Raw genomic sequence first — 14,766 nt, forward strand, 5'->3', positions numbered from 1 at the left:
CGGACGACAGTACCGGGCGCGGGCCGCTCAGGCAGCGGGACGGGCGCCCGGGGCGCTGAGCACGGGGCCCTCCAGCCCGGCCAGGGCGTCCTCGAGCCCGTGCAGGTGGGCGAGGACCTGCTCGGCGTGCGGAGCGCGTCCTCCCCCGCGGCCCCCGCGGCCCTCCGGCGCCGCCACGGACACCGGTACCGGCACCGGCACCGCGGTGCGCCCGCGCGCCGACCCCGAGCCCGGCACCGCCCCCGGTCCCGGCTCCAGCAGCCGCCGGACTGCGTGCTCCACGCGGGAGAAGGCCGCGGTGAGCCGCTCGTCGTGCGAGGCCACCGGGTCGGCGACGACCTCGGCGAGGCCGCGCACCTGCACCGCGCACGCGTCCAGGAGTTCCAGCACCCGGCGCGCCCGCGCCTTGCGGGCCCGCAGCGGGCTGAGCGGGTGGACCAGCGGTGCCAGGGCCAGCCGCACCTGGCCGAGCAGCAGTTCCAGTTCCTCCACGTGCCGGGCCGGGTCCGCCCCTCCGGTGCCGGACAGCCGGCGGGAGGCGTCGGCGGTGAACGCCCGGACCGCCCGCAGCGCCTGCTCGATCCGGGCGTGGGTGAGGGCGTGCGTGGTGTTGGGCAGCACGGTCAGGGCCGCGGTCACGGCCGCCGCCGCGCCGATCGCGGTCTCCTGCAGGCGCAGCACCAGCAGCCCCGGGTGGAGGACGCCCAGCAGCCCGTACAGGAGGCCGACCATGACGGTGACGCAGAAGATCATCCAGCTGTAGGAGACCGGTGCGGTGTAGAAGATCCCGAAGACGCAGAGCGCGACGACGGCCGCGGTGGGCCCGGGCGCGCCGTCGACGGGGAGCGCGACGGCGAGGCCGGCGACGATCCCGCACACCGTGCCGACGATCCGCCGGAAGCCCCTCACCAGGGTCTCCCCCGGAGGAGGTGTTGACGAAGACCCACCAGGCGGTGCCGACCGCCCAGTACCAGCGCTCGTGGGAGACCGCCTGGCCGATCGCGAGGGCGGCCGCGGCCGCGACGGCGGCCTGCACGGCCTGCCGGGTGGTGGGGCGGGCCGCGCCGCGCGGCTGCGGGCCGGCCGCGGGGAGCACGGCCGCGGGGGCGGGGGCGCGCCTCTCGAAGCACAGCAGGCCGAAGCGTACGGCGGCGGCGCAGAGCAGGCCGGCCGACACCGCCGCGCACAGTTCGGCCGACGGCCTCGGGGAGACCTCCAGGAACTGGGCGAGGAAGTACATCATGAAGGCGAACACGCCCAGGGCGTGCCCGCGGGGCCCCCATCGGCGGGCGTACACGCCGCCGAGGACGACCGCGACGAACGCCGCGTCCCGGGCCGCGGGCAGGTCGTGCAGCGCGGCGGCCAGGGCCAGCACGGGGAACCCGGCCACCGGGAGGAGGGCGGTGGTGACCGCCTGGTCCCGCACCCGGGCGTCCGCGACGGTGAACAGGGCAAGCAGGGCGGCGAGGCCGCCCGCGACGACGGCGTCCACCGGAGCCCCGGCCGCCGTGCAGACGCCGACGGCCAGGCCGACGCCGAGCACGGCGCGCAGGGCGGTGCGCAGGCGCAGCAGACCGGGGTCGGGCGCCACCAACCGTGCGGCCGGCGCCCCGGCCCGGGGCACCCTCCCGGCCCTCGCCGCCCTCCCGGCCCTCGCCGCCGGCCCGGTCTTCGCCGCCGCCCGTGTCCGCAGTCGGCCCACGCGCCCCTCCCTCGTGTCGGTCATCGGTGCTGTCGGTGTGGTCGGTGCCGTGGCCGGCCGCCGGTGCGGGCAGGGCCGGGCACGGGAAAAGGCGCTGCGGGGAACGGGTCCGGCTCCTTTGCCGCCCGTCGCAGCCCAGCGCAACGCCTTGGTCGCCCAATGAGAGCATCCGCTGCCCCAGTGGCTCAACAGGCCGGTCGCCCGGTGGGCCATTGGTACAGTCGGTGAACCGGAGGGCGACTCACGAGGAGGCCAGTGGCCCATGGCGGTCGACGCGCTGGACGCGAGGATCCTTCGCCTGATGCTGGAGCAGCCGCGCACCAGCGTGCGCGAGTACGCCCGGATCCTGGGCGTCGCCCGGGGCACGGTGCAGGCGCGGCTGGACCGCCTGGAGCGGGAGGGGGTGGTGACCGGTTTCGGGCCGCGGCTGTCGGCCGCGGCGCTGGGCCACCCGGTGCTGGCGTTCGTGCACATCGAGGTCACACAGGGGCACCTGGACGACGTCGGGGACCGGCTGGCCGCCGTCCCGGAGATCGTCGAGGTGTTCTCCACCACCGGTGAGGGCGACCTGCTGACGCGGTGCGTGGCGCGGGACAACACCCACCTGGAGGACGTGGTGCAGAAGATCATCCGGATGCCCGGGGTGGTGCGCACCCGCACCGAGGTGGCGATGCGCGAGCGGGTGGCGCACCGAATGCTGCCCCTGGTGGAGTCGGTGGGCCGACAAGCCGCCCCCGGCCGGACCGGGTGACCGGACCGGGTGACCGGTCGTGGTTCCCGGGGCCACGGCCGGGAGGGAACGTCAGCGGCGGGGGTCCACCAGGATCTTGACGGCCGTCTCGTTGTGGTGGATCAGGGTCTCGAAGCCTTCGGTGACGAGGTCGTCCAGGCCGATGGTCCTGGTGATGAACGGCGCCAGGTCGATGCGCCCCTCCTGCACGAGCTTGATGGTCTGCGGATGGGAGTTGACGTAGGCGATCGTGCCGCGCAGGTCGATCTCCTTGAGGACGAGCTTCTGCATGTCGAGCGAGGCGGGCTCGCCCCAGATGGAGATGACGGTGACGACACCGCCCGGCTTGACGGCGTCCAACAGCGTGTCGAGGACGACGTTGACGGACGTGGCCTCGAACGCGACGTCCGCGCCCCTGCCTCCGGTCAGACGCCTGACCTCTTCGGCGACGTCGGTGGCAGAGGGGTCGATGGCATGGTCGGCGGCCTTGGCGTCCAGGGCCTTCTGCCGACGCAGCGGACTGAGCTCGGTGACCGCGACTTCGACTCCCGTCGCCTTGAGCACCGCACAGGTGAGCAGCCCGATGGGGCCGGCGCCGCCGACGAGGGCGAAGTCCCCCGCCTTCGCGCCCGAGCGCTGGAACGCGTGGTATCCCACCGACAGCGGCTCGATGAGGGCCGCCTGGTCCAGCGGAAGGTCTCCGACCGGGTGGACCCACCGGCGCTCGACGACGATCTTCTCCGCGAGGCCGCCACCACGACCGCCCAGCCCGATGAAGTTCATGTCGGGCGAGAGGTGGTAGGCCGGATTGTTCGCGCTGGTGTCGACGTCGGGGTGCAGGATGTAGGGCTCGACGACGACGCGGTCACCCGGTTTCAGGCCCTCCACGCCGTCGCCCACCGCATACACGACGCCGGACATCTCGTGGCCGAGCGTCACGGGGGCGGACTCGCCCGAGACCGGGTGCGGATGGCCGGCCGGCGGTACGAAGATCGGCCCGTCGAGGTACTCGTGCAGGTCGGTGCCGCAAATCCCGCAGTATGCGACGTCGATGCCCACCGTGCCCGGTCGGACAGCGGGCTCCGGGACGTCCTCGATACGGATGTCTCCGCGGTCGTAGTAGCGTGCAGCCTTCACTGTGCGTCGACCCCTTCGTCCGTTTTCCGCTCACACTTCGCCTTGAGTCCTGACACGGAGTGAGGTGTGCGCGTCCCGCGCAGCACATTCCCGCCACAGATAAACATTACGGTTCAATACGGCTGGGTGCGCGGCGACCGTGCTGGCCAACCGGCCTCCGGCGGTACGGCCCCCGGCAGCGGTCCCGGTCAGCCGAGGAAGGTGAGGCGGACCGAGCGGCGGGGGTTGTCCCGGTTGGTGTCCACCAGCACCACAGACTGCCAGGTGCCCAGTTCCAGGTGGCCGCCGACGACCGGAAGGGTGGCGTGCGGCGGCACCAGGGCGGGCAGGACGTGGTCCCTGCCGTGGCCGGGGCTGCCGTGGCGGTGCCGCCAGCGGTCGTCGGCGGGCAGCAGGTCGCGCAGGGCGGCCAGCAGGTCGTCGTCGCTGCCGGCCCCGGTCTCGATGACCGCGACGCCGGCCGTCGCGTGGGGCACGAAGACGTTGAGCAGCCCGTCCCTACCGGAGGCCACCTCCCGGAGGAATCCGGCGCACTCGCGGGTGAGGTCGTGCACGACCTCCCGGGAGCCCGTGGTCACGTCGATGGTCCGGGTGCGGAACGTGTCAGCCATTTCCCCATCGTCGCGCACCGGGGCGCTCCCGCGGCACCCGTGGGGCGGCGGTCGGAGCCCCTGCTCCGGCCCGGGGGAAGCAACGGCCGGCGCCCCGGGTTGGTGGAAGCATGAACGACTTCGGGGTGCGGCAGGTGGACGCGGTGGTGGTGGGCGCGGGGCAGGCGGGGCTGTCCGCCGCCCACTTCCTGCACAGGGCGGGCCTGGCGGCCGGCCGGGACTTCGTGGTCCTCGACCACGCGCCCCGGCCCGGCGGCGCCTGGCAGTTCCGCTGGCCGTCCCTGACCTGGGAGAAGGCGCACGGCGTGCACGACCTGCCGGGGATGCGGCTGCACGGGGCGGACCCGGCGCTGCCGGCCTCGGAGGTGGTCTCGCGGTACTTCGCCGACTACGAGCGCGCCTTCGACCTGCGGGTGCACCGGCCGGTGGACGTGCGCCGCGTGCGCGAGGGGACGGGCGGACGCCTGCTGGTCGAGACAGACGCCGGCGTCTGGTCCGCCCGGGCGCTGGTCAACGCCACCGGGACCTGGGAGCGGCCCTTCGTGCCGCACTACCCGGGCCGGGAGCTGTTCGAGGGCCGTCAGCTGCACACCGCGGACTACCGCGGCCCGGAGGAGTTCGCCGGGGCGCGGGTCGTGGTGGTCGGCGGCGGCACCTCCGCCGTCCAGTTGCTGATCGAGATCGCGGACGTGGCCGCGGCCACCACCTGGGTGACCCGCCGCCCGCCGGTCTTCCGGGAGGAGGCCTTCGACGCCGAACTGGGGCGGGCGGCCGTGGCCCGGGTGGAGGAGCGGGTGCGGCGCGGACTGCCGCCGCAGAGCGTGGTGGGCGTCACGGGGCTGTACGCCACCGACGCCGTGCGGGCCGCGCGCGAGCGCGGGGTGCTGGAGCGCCTGCCGGTGTTCGACCGGATCACCGCCCGCGGGGTGGCCTGGGACGACGGGCGCGAGGTCGCGGCGGACGTGATCCTGTGGGCGACCGGGTTCCGCGCCTCGCTCGCCCACCTGGCGCCGTTGCGGCTGCGGGAGCCGGGGGGGGCGGCGTCCGGCTGGAGGGGACCCGCGCGGTGCGCGATCCGCGGGTGCACCTGGTCGGCTACGGCCCCTCCGCCAGCACGATCGGCGCCAACCGGGCCGGCCGTGCGGCGGTGCGGGAGGTCCTCGCCCTCCTGGCGGAGCAGCAGGAGGGGCCTCGCGTCCCCGGGGACCGGGCCCCCGCCCCGGCCTGAACCACCGGCACGGCGCGGGCCGCAGGGAAGCCCGGGCCGCGGGGCGGCCCGGTGCACGGAGCGGCCCGGCCCGGGAAGCCCGGCCCGTGCGGTCCGGCCTGCCCGGCCTCAGTCCGCGGGGGTCCCGGTGGACTCGCGCACCACCAGTTCGGGCCGGAGGACGACCCGGCGGTGCTCGTGCTCCGCGGCCCCCTCCCCGGTCTCCTCGATCAGCAGTTCCGCGGCCAGCCTCCCCGTCCGGCGGGCGGGCCGGCGCACCGAGGTCAGGGGGACCGCCGCGGCCGCGGCGAAGTCGATGTCGCCGCAGCCCACCAGCGCCACCTCGCCGGGCACCCCTACCCCGGCCCCGTAGAGCGCCTGCAGCACTCCCAGCGCCAGCAGGTCGTTGGCGCAGAAGACGGCGGTGGGGCGGGGCACGGCGCCCAGCAGGCGCGCCCCCGCGTCCCGGCCCGCCGCCGCGTCCTGGCGCGCCGCCTCCACCTTCCGCAGCGAGTCCGGGTCCAGGCCGGCCCCGGCCAGGGCGGCCCGGGCACCCGCGATGCGGTCCCGGCACTGCGCCAGGTGCGCGGGGGCGCCGACGTAGGCGATGTCGCGGTGGCCGAGGTCCACCAGGTGCCGCACGGCCAGGGCGCCGCCGGCCACGTCGTCGACCGAGACCGAGCAGCCCGGGGTGCCGGGGAGGGTTCGGTCCGCCGTCACGAAGGGGATGCCGTGCCGGCCGAACACCCCGAGGTTCCCTCCCTCCGGGTCCACCGGGGCCACCAGCACCCCGCGTACCCGCTGTTCGGCGAAGAGCGAGAGGTACTCGGCCTCCTCCGACGGGTCCCCCGCGCTGGTGCACAGCATCACGCCCAGCCCGGCCGCGCGCGCGGCCCGCTCCGCGCCGGCGGCCACGTCCACGTAGAACGGATTGGACATGTCCGGCACCAGCACGGCGACGATCCGGCTGCGTCCGGCCCTCAGCTGGCGGGCGGACTCGCTGCGCACGTAGCCGAGGCGCTCGATGACCGAGAGCACCCTGGCCCGGGTCTCCTCCGCGACCGCCTCCGGGCGGTTGATCACGTTGGAGACGGTGCCGACCGACACCCCGGCCTGCCGCGCGACGTCCTTGATGCCCACCATGCGTGCCACGAGCCCCGCCCGTCCGTCGTCCGCGGCCCGCACCCGGCCGCCCCGGGCTCATATTACTCGTGAGTAGTCAGCGCTCCAGGCCCTTGTCCGCGGTTTCCGGGAGGGCCGCGCAGACCGCGACTCGCGGCGCGGCCCGGCCCACGGTCCGGTCGGCCGCGCCGCAGGCGCCGGCCCGCGAGACCTTCCGGCATCGCCCGCGTGCCGGTGGGGAGTTCGTCGCGCACGGGGCCGGGGAGGCCGGTGAGCGTGTGGGTGGCGAGCACGCTGCGCCCCTCCACCGCCCGGCCGTGCAGGGGGATCAGCAGCGTCTCCCGGACCGTGCCGAAGGCGGCCTCGTGCTCGGCCGTCGCAGCCTCCATCACCACCACGGGGAAGACGCGCCGACGGGCGGGCAGGACCGGGCCGGACGGTGCCGTGGCTGCGACCACCGCCCGGCCCGGGGTTCTCACACGCCTGCCACCGCGGCGGCGTGGTGCTCGTACTCGCAGGCGTCGTCCATGCCGTACGTGTCCCATGCGGGGAAGGGATCGTCGCGCGGGACCGCCTCGCCGTCGGCCAGGAGACACCCGTCGAGTGCGGCCCGTAGTGCCGCGGCGTCCAGGCCGATGCCGATGAACACCAACTCCTGGCCCTGGACGGTGTTCGGCTCGTCGACGCCCGAGGGCTCGAACCGGGCCACCGAGCCGGCCTGGGACCACAGGCCCGTGATCCGGGGGCGGCCGGCCAGCCGGAAGAACCCCTTGGAGCGCAGGACCCGGCCGAACGCACCGCTGTCGAGCCCCTCGGTCACGAACTCCCACAGCCGGGCCGGGTGGAAGGGCCGGTCGGCGCGGTAGACGGTCGAGGAGATGCCGTACTCCTCGGTCTCCGGGACGTGGTCGCCGTTGAGTTCCATCACCCAGCCGGGCGCCTGCTGGGCCCGCTCCAGATCGAACAGCCCCGTGCCCAGGACGTCCCTCGGATTCACCCGCCCGCGCGTGGCGCGGAGGAGGCGGGCTGCCGGATTCAGCCGCGTCAGCGCCGCCTCCAGCCGCGCCGCGTCCTGTTCGCCGACGAGATCGAGCTTGTTCAGCACGATGACGTCGGCGAACTCGATCTGGTCCATCAGCAGGTCGCTGACCGTGCGCTCGTCGTCCTCGTACTGGTCCAGGCCCCGTTCCGCGAGACCGTCTCCGCCGGCCAGCTCCGACAGGAAGTTCACCGCATCGACGACGGTGACCATCGTGTCCAGCCGGGCCAGGTCGCCCAGGGTCGCGCCGTCGTCCCGGGGAAAGGCGAACGTCGCGGCGACCGGCATCGGCTCCGAGATTCCGCTCGACTCGATCAGCAGGTGGTCGAACCGGCCCTCCCGGGCCAGCCGGTCCACCTCCTCGAGCAGATCGTCCCGCAAGGTGCAGCAGATGCACCCGTTGGTCATCTCGACCAGGCGCTCCTCGGTGCGGGACAGCGCGGCCTCACCGCCCCGCACCAGGGCCGCGTCGATGTTGATCTCGCTCATGTCGTTGACGATCACCGCGACGCGCAAGCCCTCGCGGTTGCCCAGCACATGGTTGAGCAGGGTCGTCTTGCCCGCGCCGAGGAAACCCGACAGCACCGTCACCGGCAGACGTTTGTCGCCCACGGCCGGTCAGCCCTCGGGCCGCAGCAGGCCACGCTCGTACGCCTTGACCAGTCGCTGGGGAACCATGCAGGAGGATCCGTCCACCGTGACCGGCACCAGCTGAGGCGTGCTCGCCTTCCACTGCGCTCGACGGTGACGGGTGTTGCTGCGGGACATCTTCCGCTTCGGGACAGCCATGAGAACTCCAGGTCGACAAGGGGGCCGGGCCAGATTACATGGAAATGATTTCCATTGTCACGCGGCACGGTGAGGACGGCGGGAAGCGCAGGCCCCCTCCCCGGGTTTCACGGAGCGAGGAGCGCGTCGACGAACCGCCGCCGCTCCCGCGGGTTGTCCCGGAACCACTGGCCGAGCCGGTGGTCCGCCCCTTCGTGGACGACGCGGGTGAAGCGCGAGCGGACGGACAGTGCCCCGGCGACGGCCTCGGTGACCTCCGGGGGGATCACCTCGTCGTGGCCGGGCACGGCGAGGACCGCGCGGGCGGTCAGACCGCGGTAGACCTCCAGGGCGGCGGAGTCGCGCCAGCTGCCCGGGGTGCGGATGACCTCGTTGACTCCTCCTCCTCGTGACCGAGGAGGATTCCTGGCTCACTCCGCCCGACACCTAGCAGGTGGCAGGTCTTACAAGATCAGCGCCGGCCGGGGCGAGACCGGCCCGGACGAGCATCACGCGGGCGGAGTTCTTGTCCCTGGGCGAGACGGCTCCGCACGCGGTGCACGTGTACGTTCGCTCGGACAGCGGGAGTGCGTGCTTGGATCTCGCTCCGCACCGTGCGCAGTCCATGGTGGTGTGCGCGGGATGCACCAGACGGATGTCCCGGCCGTGCTTGCGGCCCATCTCCACCAGCGCCGCCTTCGTCGCGCCGATCGCGGCGTCGGCCGCCTTCCGCGCCATCGTGGCCCTGGCGAGGAACTTCGGCCGGAAGTCCTCCACCGCGACCGCGTCATGGTCCCGGACGACGCGCTTGGCCCACTTGCGGGCGGTGTCCTGGCGCTGCCGCGCCACCTTCTTGTGCAGCCGCACGGCCCGGCGCCGCGCGGTCCGGTACCCGGCGGAGGCGGCCTGCCCGCGCACCGGGCGGCGCCGGGCCATCATCCGCTGATAGCGGGCCAGCTTGGCCGCCGCGGCCATGCCGTGCCCGGGGTGCGGCAGGTCGTGGGCGTCGGAGGTGGTGGTGGCGATCACCGCCACGCCCCAGTCGACGCCGAGCACCCGGCCGGTGGCGGGCAGCGGCTGCACCGCGGCGGCCACCACGAACGAGGCGTACCAGTGCCCCAGACCGTCCCGGTACACGCGTACGCTCGTCGGATCGGCAGGCAGGTCCCGGGACCACACCACGGTCAGCACGATCCCCCCGGCCAGATGCAACCGGCCGTCCCTGAGCCGGAAGCCCCGGACGGTGTAGTTCAAGGTCGGATCAGCTTCGCGCTTCTTCCTGTGCCGCGGCATCCCGGCCCTGCGCCGCACCGGCAACCCCGCCCGGATGTCCTTCAGGGCCTTGGCGCGGGAGGCGGCGAAGTCCCGCACCGTCTGCTGCTGCGGGACGGAGGCGCCCCCGCGCAGCCAGGCCGTCGACCGCCGGGCCGCGGTCAGCATCCGGTCCAGCTGCGCCGGACCACATGTGGCCTTCTCGCCGGAGGCCCGGTTCAGGGCGTGGATCCTGCGGGAGACGGCCACGCACTCGTTCCACACCCACCGGCACCGCGCCCACTCGGCCTCCAGCCGGGCGAGCGCGGTCGACGACACCCGCAACCGGTACGTGTACCGGGCGCACCCGGCCACACCGCCGACCGCCACCGCTGCTGTCGTCATGGCCGGAAACCTAGCCCCCTCCACCGACACCAGGAGAAAGCCCAGGTTGGAACAGATGCGCCCAGGGCTCCGCCGCTTCGCGGCTCCACGCCAAGGACCCATTCCTCCCCGGCCTGAAGGCCGGGGCATCCTGGGAGAAGACAGTGAAGCCGTCGTGGAACCTCAGGGGCCAGGCCCGCCGCGCGTAGACCGCCGGGGCGCACAGCCCCACCGCGTCCACCCGGGGGCCGTAGTGGGCCGCGAGGTCGGCGACGGTCTGGCCGCTCATGCTGAAGCCGACCAGCAGCAGGCCGGCCCCGGCGGGCGCGTGGAGGTCGACGAGTGCGCGCGCCTGCTCGAACCGGCGCTGCAGGCTCAGGTCGCGCAGCAGTCCCGAACTGCCGCCGTGGCCGGAGAAGTCGAGGGCGAGCGCCCGCCGGCCCCGGGCCGCGAGATCGGCCATCAGGCCGGTCAGGCGCTCCTTGTCGCCGGTTCCCGCGCCGTGCAGCACGACCGCGGTGGACCGGGCCGCGTCCGGCGCGGCCGGCACCGCCTCCACGCAGCTCAGCCTCTCCCCGTCGCACTCGAGGACGAAGCGCCGCCACCCCGGCCGGTCCATGGGCCCACCTCCGCCCGCAGCGTATCCGTCCCCCACGGGATCGGCCCGCGGGAAGAGCGGGGCAGCGGTTCCCCAACACCGCTCCCGGCCAAGTTTGTTCGGAAAATTCGCGGTTAGGCGAACGGCATGACCGAGAAGAAGACGACGACTCAGACCGCGGCCCGCAGAACCGCACAGGGCGCCAAGTCCGCAGCCGGCTCCGCCGCCGGGCAGGCCGGGAAGTCCGCCGGCAAGGCGGGCAAGGAGGCGGGGAAGACGACCCGGGCAACGGCCCGGCGGGCTCAGGAGACCGCCTCCGGAGCCTCGGACAAGGCGGCCTCCGCCGCGCAGTCCGTCAACGACACCGCGCGCAGGACCGCACGGGTCGCCGCGGACAAGGCGGTCTCCACCGGCCGTACGATCGCGACCGCCTCGCAGAGGGCGGCCTCGGTGGCCGGCACCGCCTGGCTGGCCGTGAAGGCCCGCAAGGCGCTCGCCGGCGGGACCGGCGCGGGCGCCGTGGCGCTGGGCACCGCCGCGGTGGTGCTCCGCCGCCGTGCGGCGCGGCGCCGCCGCAGCCCGCTGGCCCGCCTCACCGGCGGCCGGCTGGGCTGACCGCCCCGCCCCCTCGGGCGGGATCGGCCGTTCCGGGAACCCGCAGGCCGCACAGGCCCGTGGGTTCCCGAAGCGCTGCGTGCCGATCCCGCCCGCTCCCCTGCCGTCGGCCTCCCGGCCTCCCGGCCGCCCGGCCGTCGGCGGGTGCCGGGGCTCAGCGGGTGCCGGGGCTCAGCGGGTGCCGAAGTTCTGGACCCAGTAGTACCCGTGGGCGCTGCGGGGCTCGTAGACCTCGGCTACGCCCACGTGCCGCAGGCGGCAGTCGAGGATGTTGGCACGGTGCGAGGGGCTGCGCATCCAAGCCCTGACGACGGCCCTCGGCCGGGTGATGCCCGCGGCGATGTTCTCACCGGTGCGCTTGGCCCGGTAACCGGCGGCGCGGATCCGGTCCCCGGAGTCGCTGCCGCCCCTCCCCCGGTGCGAGAGGCGGCTCCTGTCCGCCAGGTAGTAGCCGTGGCGCAGGGCCGCCCTGGAGAGGGCCCGGCTGACCCTGAGCGGCGGGCAACCGTGCCGCATCCGCTCCCGGTTGGTCAGGTCGACCACCCGGTCGGCGTAGGAGTACCCGGAGGCGGCCGGGGCCGGATCGGCGGGCAGCACACCGACGGCCAACGGCACCAGGACGCACAGGACGGCCAGCCGGCGGCGGGAGGAGCGGGAGGATCGACGCGCGGTCGCGGACAAGGAGATCCCTCCTAGGGATGGTTTTCGGGGCCTGGGACTGACGGTCCCCGCGGGCGGGTCCGTGCCAAGCGCGGCGGCCGCACGATTCAGCCCTACGGATCAGCCCCACGGAGCAACCCCGCGGACCGACCCGCGGAGGCGCCGCGGGGAACACCACGCCCCGGACGTCCCGCCCCGGGACGCCGGCGGACCACGCGCCGGCGGGCGGGCGGCCGGGCGGAATGTTCCGCCCCGCATCCGGCCTCCGGGGGTGACATCCGGGGCCGTGCCGCTACCGTGCCGGTATGGCGGCGATGCCCCCCGCTCCTGTCGTCCTCGAGGGCCGGTTCCTGAGACTGGAACCGCTCTCCCTGCGGCACGTGCCGGACCTGTACCTCGGTGGCGGGCACGACGACGAGGTGTGGCGGTGGCTGCCGGTGGTCACCCCGCGCTCGGAGCGCGAGATGCGCTCGCTGGTCGAACAGCGCCTCGCCCAGCAGGCGGCCGGCGGGGCGTTGCTGTTCGCCGTGGTGCCGCGCGGGACGTACCGGGCGGCGGGCTGGACCGCCTACGTGGACGTCTCCGTCTCCGACGAGTGCCTGGGCATCGGCTGGTCCTGGCTGGCCCGCCCGCTGTGGGCCACGCCGGTCCGGCTGGAGATGAACCTGATGACGGCGGACCATGCCTTCCGCGGCCTGGGCTTCGGCCGGGTGCAGTGGCAGGTCGACCACGACGACCTGCGCACCCAGGACGCGGTGCTCTCCCTCGGCGCCACTCGTGAGGGCACGCTGCGGCGCCACGTGCGGCGGCCCGACGGCACCTGGCGGGACACCGTCCTGTTCTCCCTCCTGGCCTCCGAGTGGGGCCGTGCCCGCGAGCACGCGCTCGCCTCCCTGCGCCTGGGGTGATCCCCGCTCCCCGCGCGGGAGGGCCCGGCACGCCCGGCGCAGGTCCGGCACCGGGCCGGACGGGTCGCCACCGGGCCGGGCGGGGTCGGCGGCGGGCCGGACCGGTACCGGGCGGCGGGTCAGGCGGGGTCGGGGGCGGGGGCGAGTTCGGTGTCGCGGCGCACCAGGGCGGCGTAGCGGCCGCCCCGGGCGAGGAGTTCGTCGTGGGTGCCGCGTTCGGCGATGCGGCCGCGGTCGAGGACGACGATCTGGTCGGCGTCGCGGACGGTGGACAGCCGGTGGGCGATGGTGATGGTGGTGCGGCCGGCCGCGAGGGCGTCGAGGGCCTCCTGCACGGCCTTCTCGGTGCGGGTGTCCAGGGCGCTGGTGGCCTCGTCCAGGACGAGGACCGGGGGGTTGCGCAGGACGGTGCGGGCGATGGCCAGTCGCTGCTTCTCGCCGCCGGAGAAGCGGTATCCGCGCTCGCCCACGACGGTGTCGTAGCCGTCGGGCAGGGAGGCGATGTGGTCGTGGATCTGGGCGGCCTTCGCCGCGGCGGCCAGCTCGTCGTCGGTGGCGTCCGGCTTGGCGAAGCGCAGGTTCTCGGCGACGGAGGCGTGGAAGAGGTAGGTCTCCTGGGAGACCACGCCGACCGCGGCGGCGAGGGCGTCCAAGGCGAGGTCGCGCACGTCGGTCCCGTCGACGGTGACCCGCCCTCCGGTGACGTCGTACAGGCGGGGCACGAGGTAGCTCAGGGTGGTCTTGCCCGATCCGGTCCCGCCGACGACGGCGAGGGAGGTGCCGGCGGGGACGGTCAGGTCGATGCCCTCCAGGGTCGGGGACGGGGCGTCCGGGTCGTAGGAGAAGGTCACGTCCTCGAAGCGGACCTCGCCGCGGACGCGCTCCGGGCGCACCGGGTCGGCGGGCTCGTCGATGTCGACCGGCAGGTCCAGGTACTCGAAGATCCGCTGGAAGAGCGCGAGCGAGGTCTGGACCTGCACGCCGGTGGACAGCAGGCTGACGGTGGGCCGGAACAGGCCCTGCTGGAGGGAGACAAAGGCGACGAGGGTGCCGATGGAGACGGTCGGTCCCCCGGCGCCGGCGGCCAGCCCCGCGGTCCAGTAGATGACGGCGGGCATGGCTCCCATGACGATCTGGATGACCGACATCCGCCAGCGCCCGGCCGTGTCGGAGCGCACCGCCAGCTCCACCAGGCGCTCGGACTCCTCGGCGAACTGCTCCGTGAGCGAGGCGGAGCGGCCCATGGTGCGGCCGAGCAGGATGCCGCTGACCGACAGCGACTCCTGCACGGTCGAGGCCATCGCGGCCATCTGCTTCTGCCGCTGCGTGGTGATCCGCTTGCGCTCGCCGCCGACCCGGCGGCTGATCCGCACGAACAGCGGCAGCAGGGCCAGGGAGACGAGGGTGAGGCGCCAGTCGAGGGCGAGCATGGCGACGACGGTGGCCACCACGCTGGTGAGGTTGGACACCAGGGAGGTGGCGGTGGAGGTGACGGTGGCCTGCATGCCGCCGATGTCGTTGGCGATCCGCGACTGCACCTCGCCGGTGCGGGTGCGGGTGAAGAAGGCCAGCGGCATGCGCTGCAGGTGGGCGTAGACGCGGGTGCGCAGGTCGTGCATGACGCGCTGGCCGACCGTGGTGGAGATCAGGGTCTGCGCGACGTTGAGGACGGCGGTGGCCACCGCCGCGACGATCATGCCGAGGACCAGCAGGGTCAGCAGCCCGGTCCGCTGCTGCGGGATGGCGGTGTCCAGGACCTCGCGCAGCAGGAACGGGGAGGCCACGCCCACCAGGGAGGACGCGGCCACCAGCGCGCCGACCAGCGCCAGGCGCCCCCGGTACGGGCGGAACAGCCGCAGGATGCGGCGCACCTGGCGCGGCGGGGCGGGCTCCCCGGGCTGTCTCGGGGGCGGGGTCCAACGGATTCCCTCGGGGTGCATGGCTCCCTCGGCAGGCTCGGGGCGGGCGGCGCATCCGAGCATAGGTCGCGGCCGGCGCGGACCGCCGACCCCGGCCGTGCGCCGGACCCCGTGC

14 protein-coding genes and 2 pseudogenes are annotated in these 14,766 nt (G+C 74.8%); 4 read left to right on the forward strand and 12 right to left on the reverse strand.

Annotated elements, in window-relative coordinates; all coding sequences use genetic code 11:
- Nucleotides 1-27: 27 nt before the first annotated feature.
- Nucleotides 28-1,624 (reverse strand): annotated as a pseudogene (locus GQS52_RS02675) (FUSC family protein).
- Between the two features lie 340 nt (nucleotides 1,625-1,964).
- Here GQS52_RS02675 and GQS52_RS02680 point away from each other — a divergent pair.
- A complete protein-coding gene (locus tag GQS52_RS02680; protein ID WP_182311485.1) occupies nucleotides 1,965-2,453 on the forward strand; it encodes an Lrp/AsnC family transcriptional regulator in 489 nt (162 codons plus the stop codon).
- Between the two features lie 51 nt (nucleotides 2,454-2,504).
- Here the strand turns inward: GQS52_RS02680 and GQS52_RS02685 are convergent, their stop codons facing one another.
- A complete protein-coding gene (locus GQS52_RS02685) occupies nucleotides 2,505-3,569 on the reverse strand; it encodes a 2,3-butanediol dehydrogenase (RefSeq protein WP_182311486.1) in 1,065 nt (354 codons plus the stop codon).
- 188 nt (nucleotides 3,570-3,757) lie between these two features.
- Nucleotides 3,758-4,180: a secondary thiamine-phosphate synthase enzyme YjbQ gene (locus tag GQS52_RS02690; RefSeq protein WP_182311487.1), complete on the reverse strand. Its 423-nt coding sequence runs from the start codon at nucleotides 4,178-4,180 to the stop codon at nucleotides 3,758-3,760.
- A gap of 110 nt (nucleotides 4,181-4,290) precedes the next feature.
- Here GQS52_RS02690 and GQS52_RS02695 point away from each other — a divergent pair.
- Nucleotides 4,291-5,408: pseudogene (locus GQS52_RS02695) on the forward strand (NAD(P)-binding domain-containing protein).
- A 108-nt stretch (nucleotides 5,409-5,516) separates the two neighbouring features.
- On the opposite strand, the gene GQS52_RS02700 reads toward GQS52_RS02695, so the two are convergent.
- The 7 genes from GQS52_RS02700 to GQS52_RS02730 all read right to left on the reverse strand — a co-directional run bounded on the left by GQS52_RS02700 (nucleotide 5,517) and on the right by GQS52_RS02730 (nucleotide 10,570).
- Nucleotides 5,517-6,539: a LacI family DNA-binding transcriptional regulator gene (locus GQS52_RS02700; RefSeq protein WP_182311488.1), complete on the reverse strand. Its 1,023-nt coding sequence runs from the start codon at nucleotides 6,537-6,539 to the stop codon at nucleotides 5,517-5,519.
- Nucleotides 6,540-6,592: 53 nt separating this feature from the next.
- Complete coding sequence (locus tag GQS52_RS02705; protein ID WP_182311489.1) at nucleotides 6,593-6,988, reverse strand: hypothetical protein; 396 nt, start codon at nucleotides 6,986-6,988, stop codon at nucleotides 6,593-6,595.
- Nucleotides 6,985-8,160 carry a GTP-binding protein gene (locus GQS52_RS02710; protein WP_182311490.1) on the reverse strand — a complete coding sequence of 392 codons (1,176 nt, stop codon included), beginning with the start codon at nucleotides 8,158-8,160 and terminating at the stop codon, nucleotides 6,985-6,987. Before GQS52_RS02710 ends, GQS52_RS02705 begins: the two co-directional genes overlap by 4 nt.
- Nucleotides 8,161-8,166: 6 nt before the next feature.
- Nucleotides 8,167-8,337, reverse strand: a complete 171-nt coding sequence (gene rpmF, locus GQS52_RS02715; RefSeq protein ID WP_182311491.1) for a 50S ribosomal protein L32 — start codon at nucleotides 8,335-8,337, stop codon at nucleotides 8,167-8,169.
- Between the two features lie 107 nt (nucleotides 8,338-8,444).
- Entirely contained in the window at nucleotides 8,445-8,624 is a 180-nt protein-coding gene (locus GQS52_RS02720; protein WP_182311492.1) for a hypothetical protein, read from the reverse strand.
- Between the two features lie 139 nt (nucleotides 8,625-8,763).
- The gene (locus GQS52_RS02725) at nucleotides 8,764-9,972 is read right to left on the reverse strand and encodes an RNA-guided endonuclease TnpB family protein (RefSeq protein ID WP_182311493.1); all 1,209 of its coding nucleotides are present in this window, start codon (nucleotides 9,970-9,972) and stop codon (nucleotides 8,764-8,766) included.
- A 10-nt stretch (nucleotides 9,973-9,982) separates the two neighbouring features.
- Nucleotides 9,983-10,570, reverse strand: coding sequence for an alpha/beta fold hydrolase (locus GQS52_RS02730; RefSeq protein ID WP_182311494.1), 588 nt, complete (start codon nucleotides 10,568-10,570; stop codon nucleotides 9,983-9,985).
- 126 nt (nucleotides 10,571-10,696) lie between these two features.
- Between GQS52_RS02730 and GQS52_RS02735 the strand changes: the two genes are divergently transcribed.
- A complete protein-coding gene (locus GQS52_RS02735; protein ID WP_182311495.1) occupies nucleotides 10,697-11,164 on the forward strand; it encodes a hypothetical protein in 468 nt (155 codons plus the stop codon).
- 171 nt (nucleotides 11,165-11,335) lie between these two features.
- On the opposite strand, the gene GQS52_RS02740 is transcribed toward GQS52_RS02735, so the two are convergent.
- Nucleotides 11,336-11,845, reverse strand: a complete 510-nt coding sequence (locus GQS52_RS02740; protein WP_182311496.1) for a CAP domain-containing protein — start codon at nucleotides 11,843-11,845, stop codon at nucleotides 11,336-11,338.
- Nucleotides 11,846-12,129: 284 nt separating this feature from the next.
- Between GQS52_RS02740 and GQS52_RS02745 the strand changes: the two genes are divergently transcribed.
- Complete coding sequence (locus GQS52_RS02745; protein ID WP_182311497.1) at nucleotides 12,130-12,732, forward strand: GNAT family protein; 603 nt, start codon at nucleotides 12,130-12,132, stop codon at nucleotides 12,730-12,732.
- 119 nt (nucleotides 12,733-12,851) lie between these two features.
- On the opposite strand, the gene GQS52_RS02750 is transcribed toward GQS52_RS02745, so the two are convergent.
- Nucleotides 12,852-14,672: an ABC transporter ATP-binding protein gene (locus GQS52_RS02750; protein WP_182311498.1), complete on the reverse strand. Its 1,821-nt coding sequence runs from the start codon at nucleotides 14,670-14,672 to the stop codon at nucleotides 12,852-12,854.
- Between the last annotated feature and the right edge of the window lie 94 nt (nucleotides 14,673-14,766).

It is taken from the genome of Streptomyces sp. SCUT-3 (genome assembly GCF_014083985.1).
Lineage (GTDB): Bacteria > Actinomycetota > Actinomycetes > Streptomycetales > Streptomycetaceae > Streptomyces_H > Streptomyces_H thermolineatus.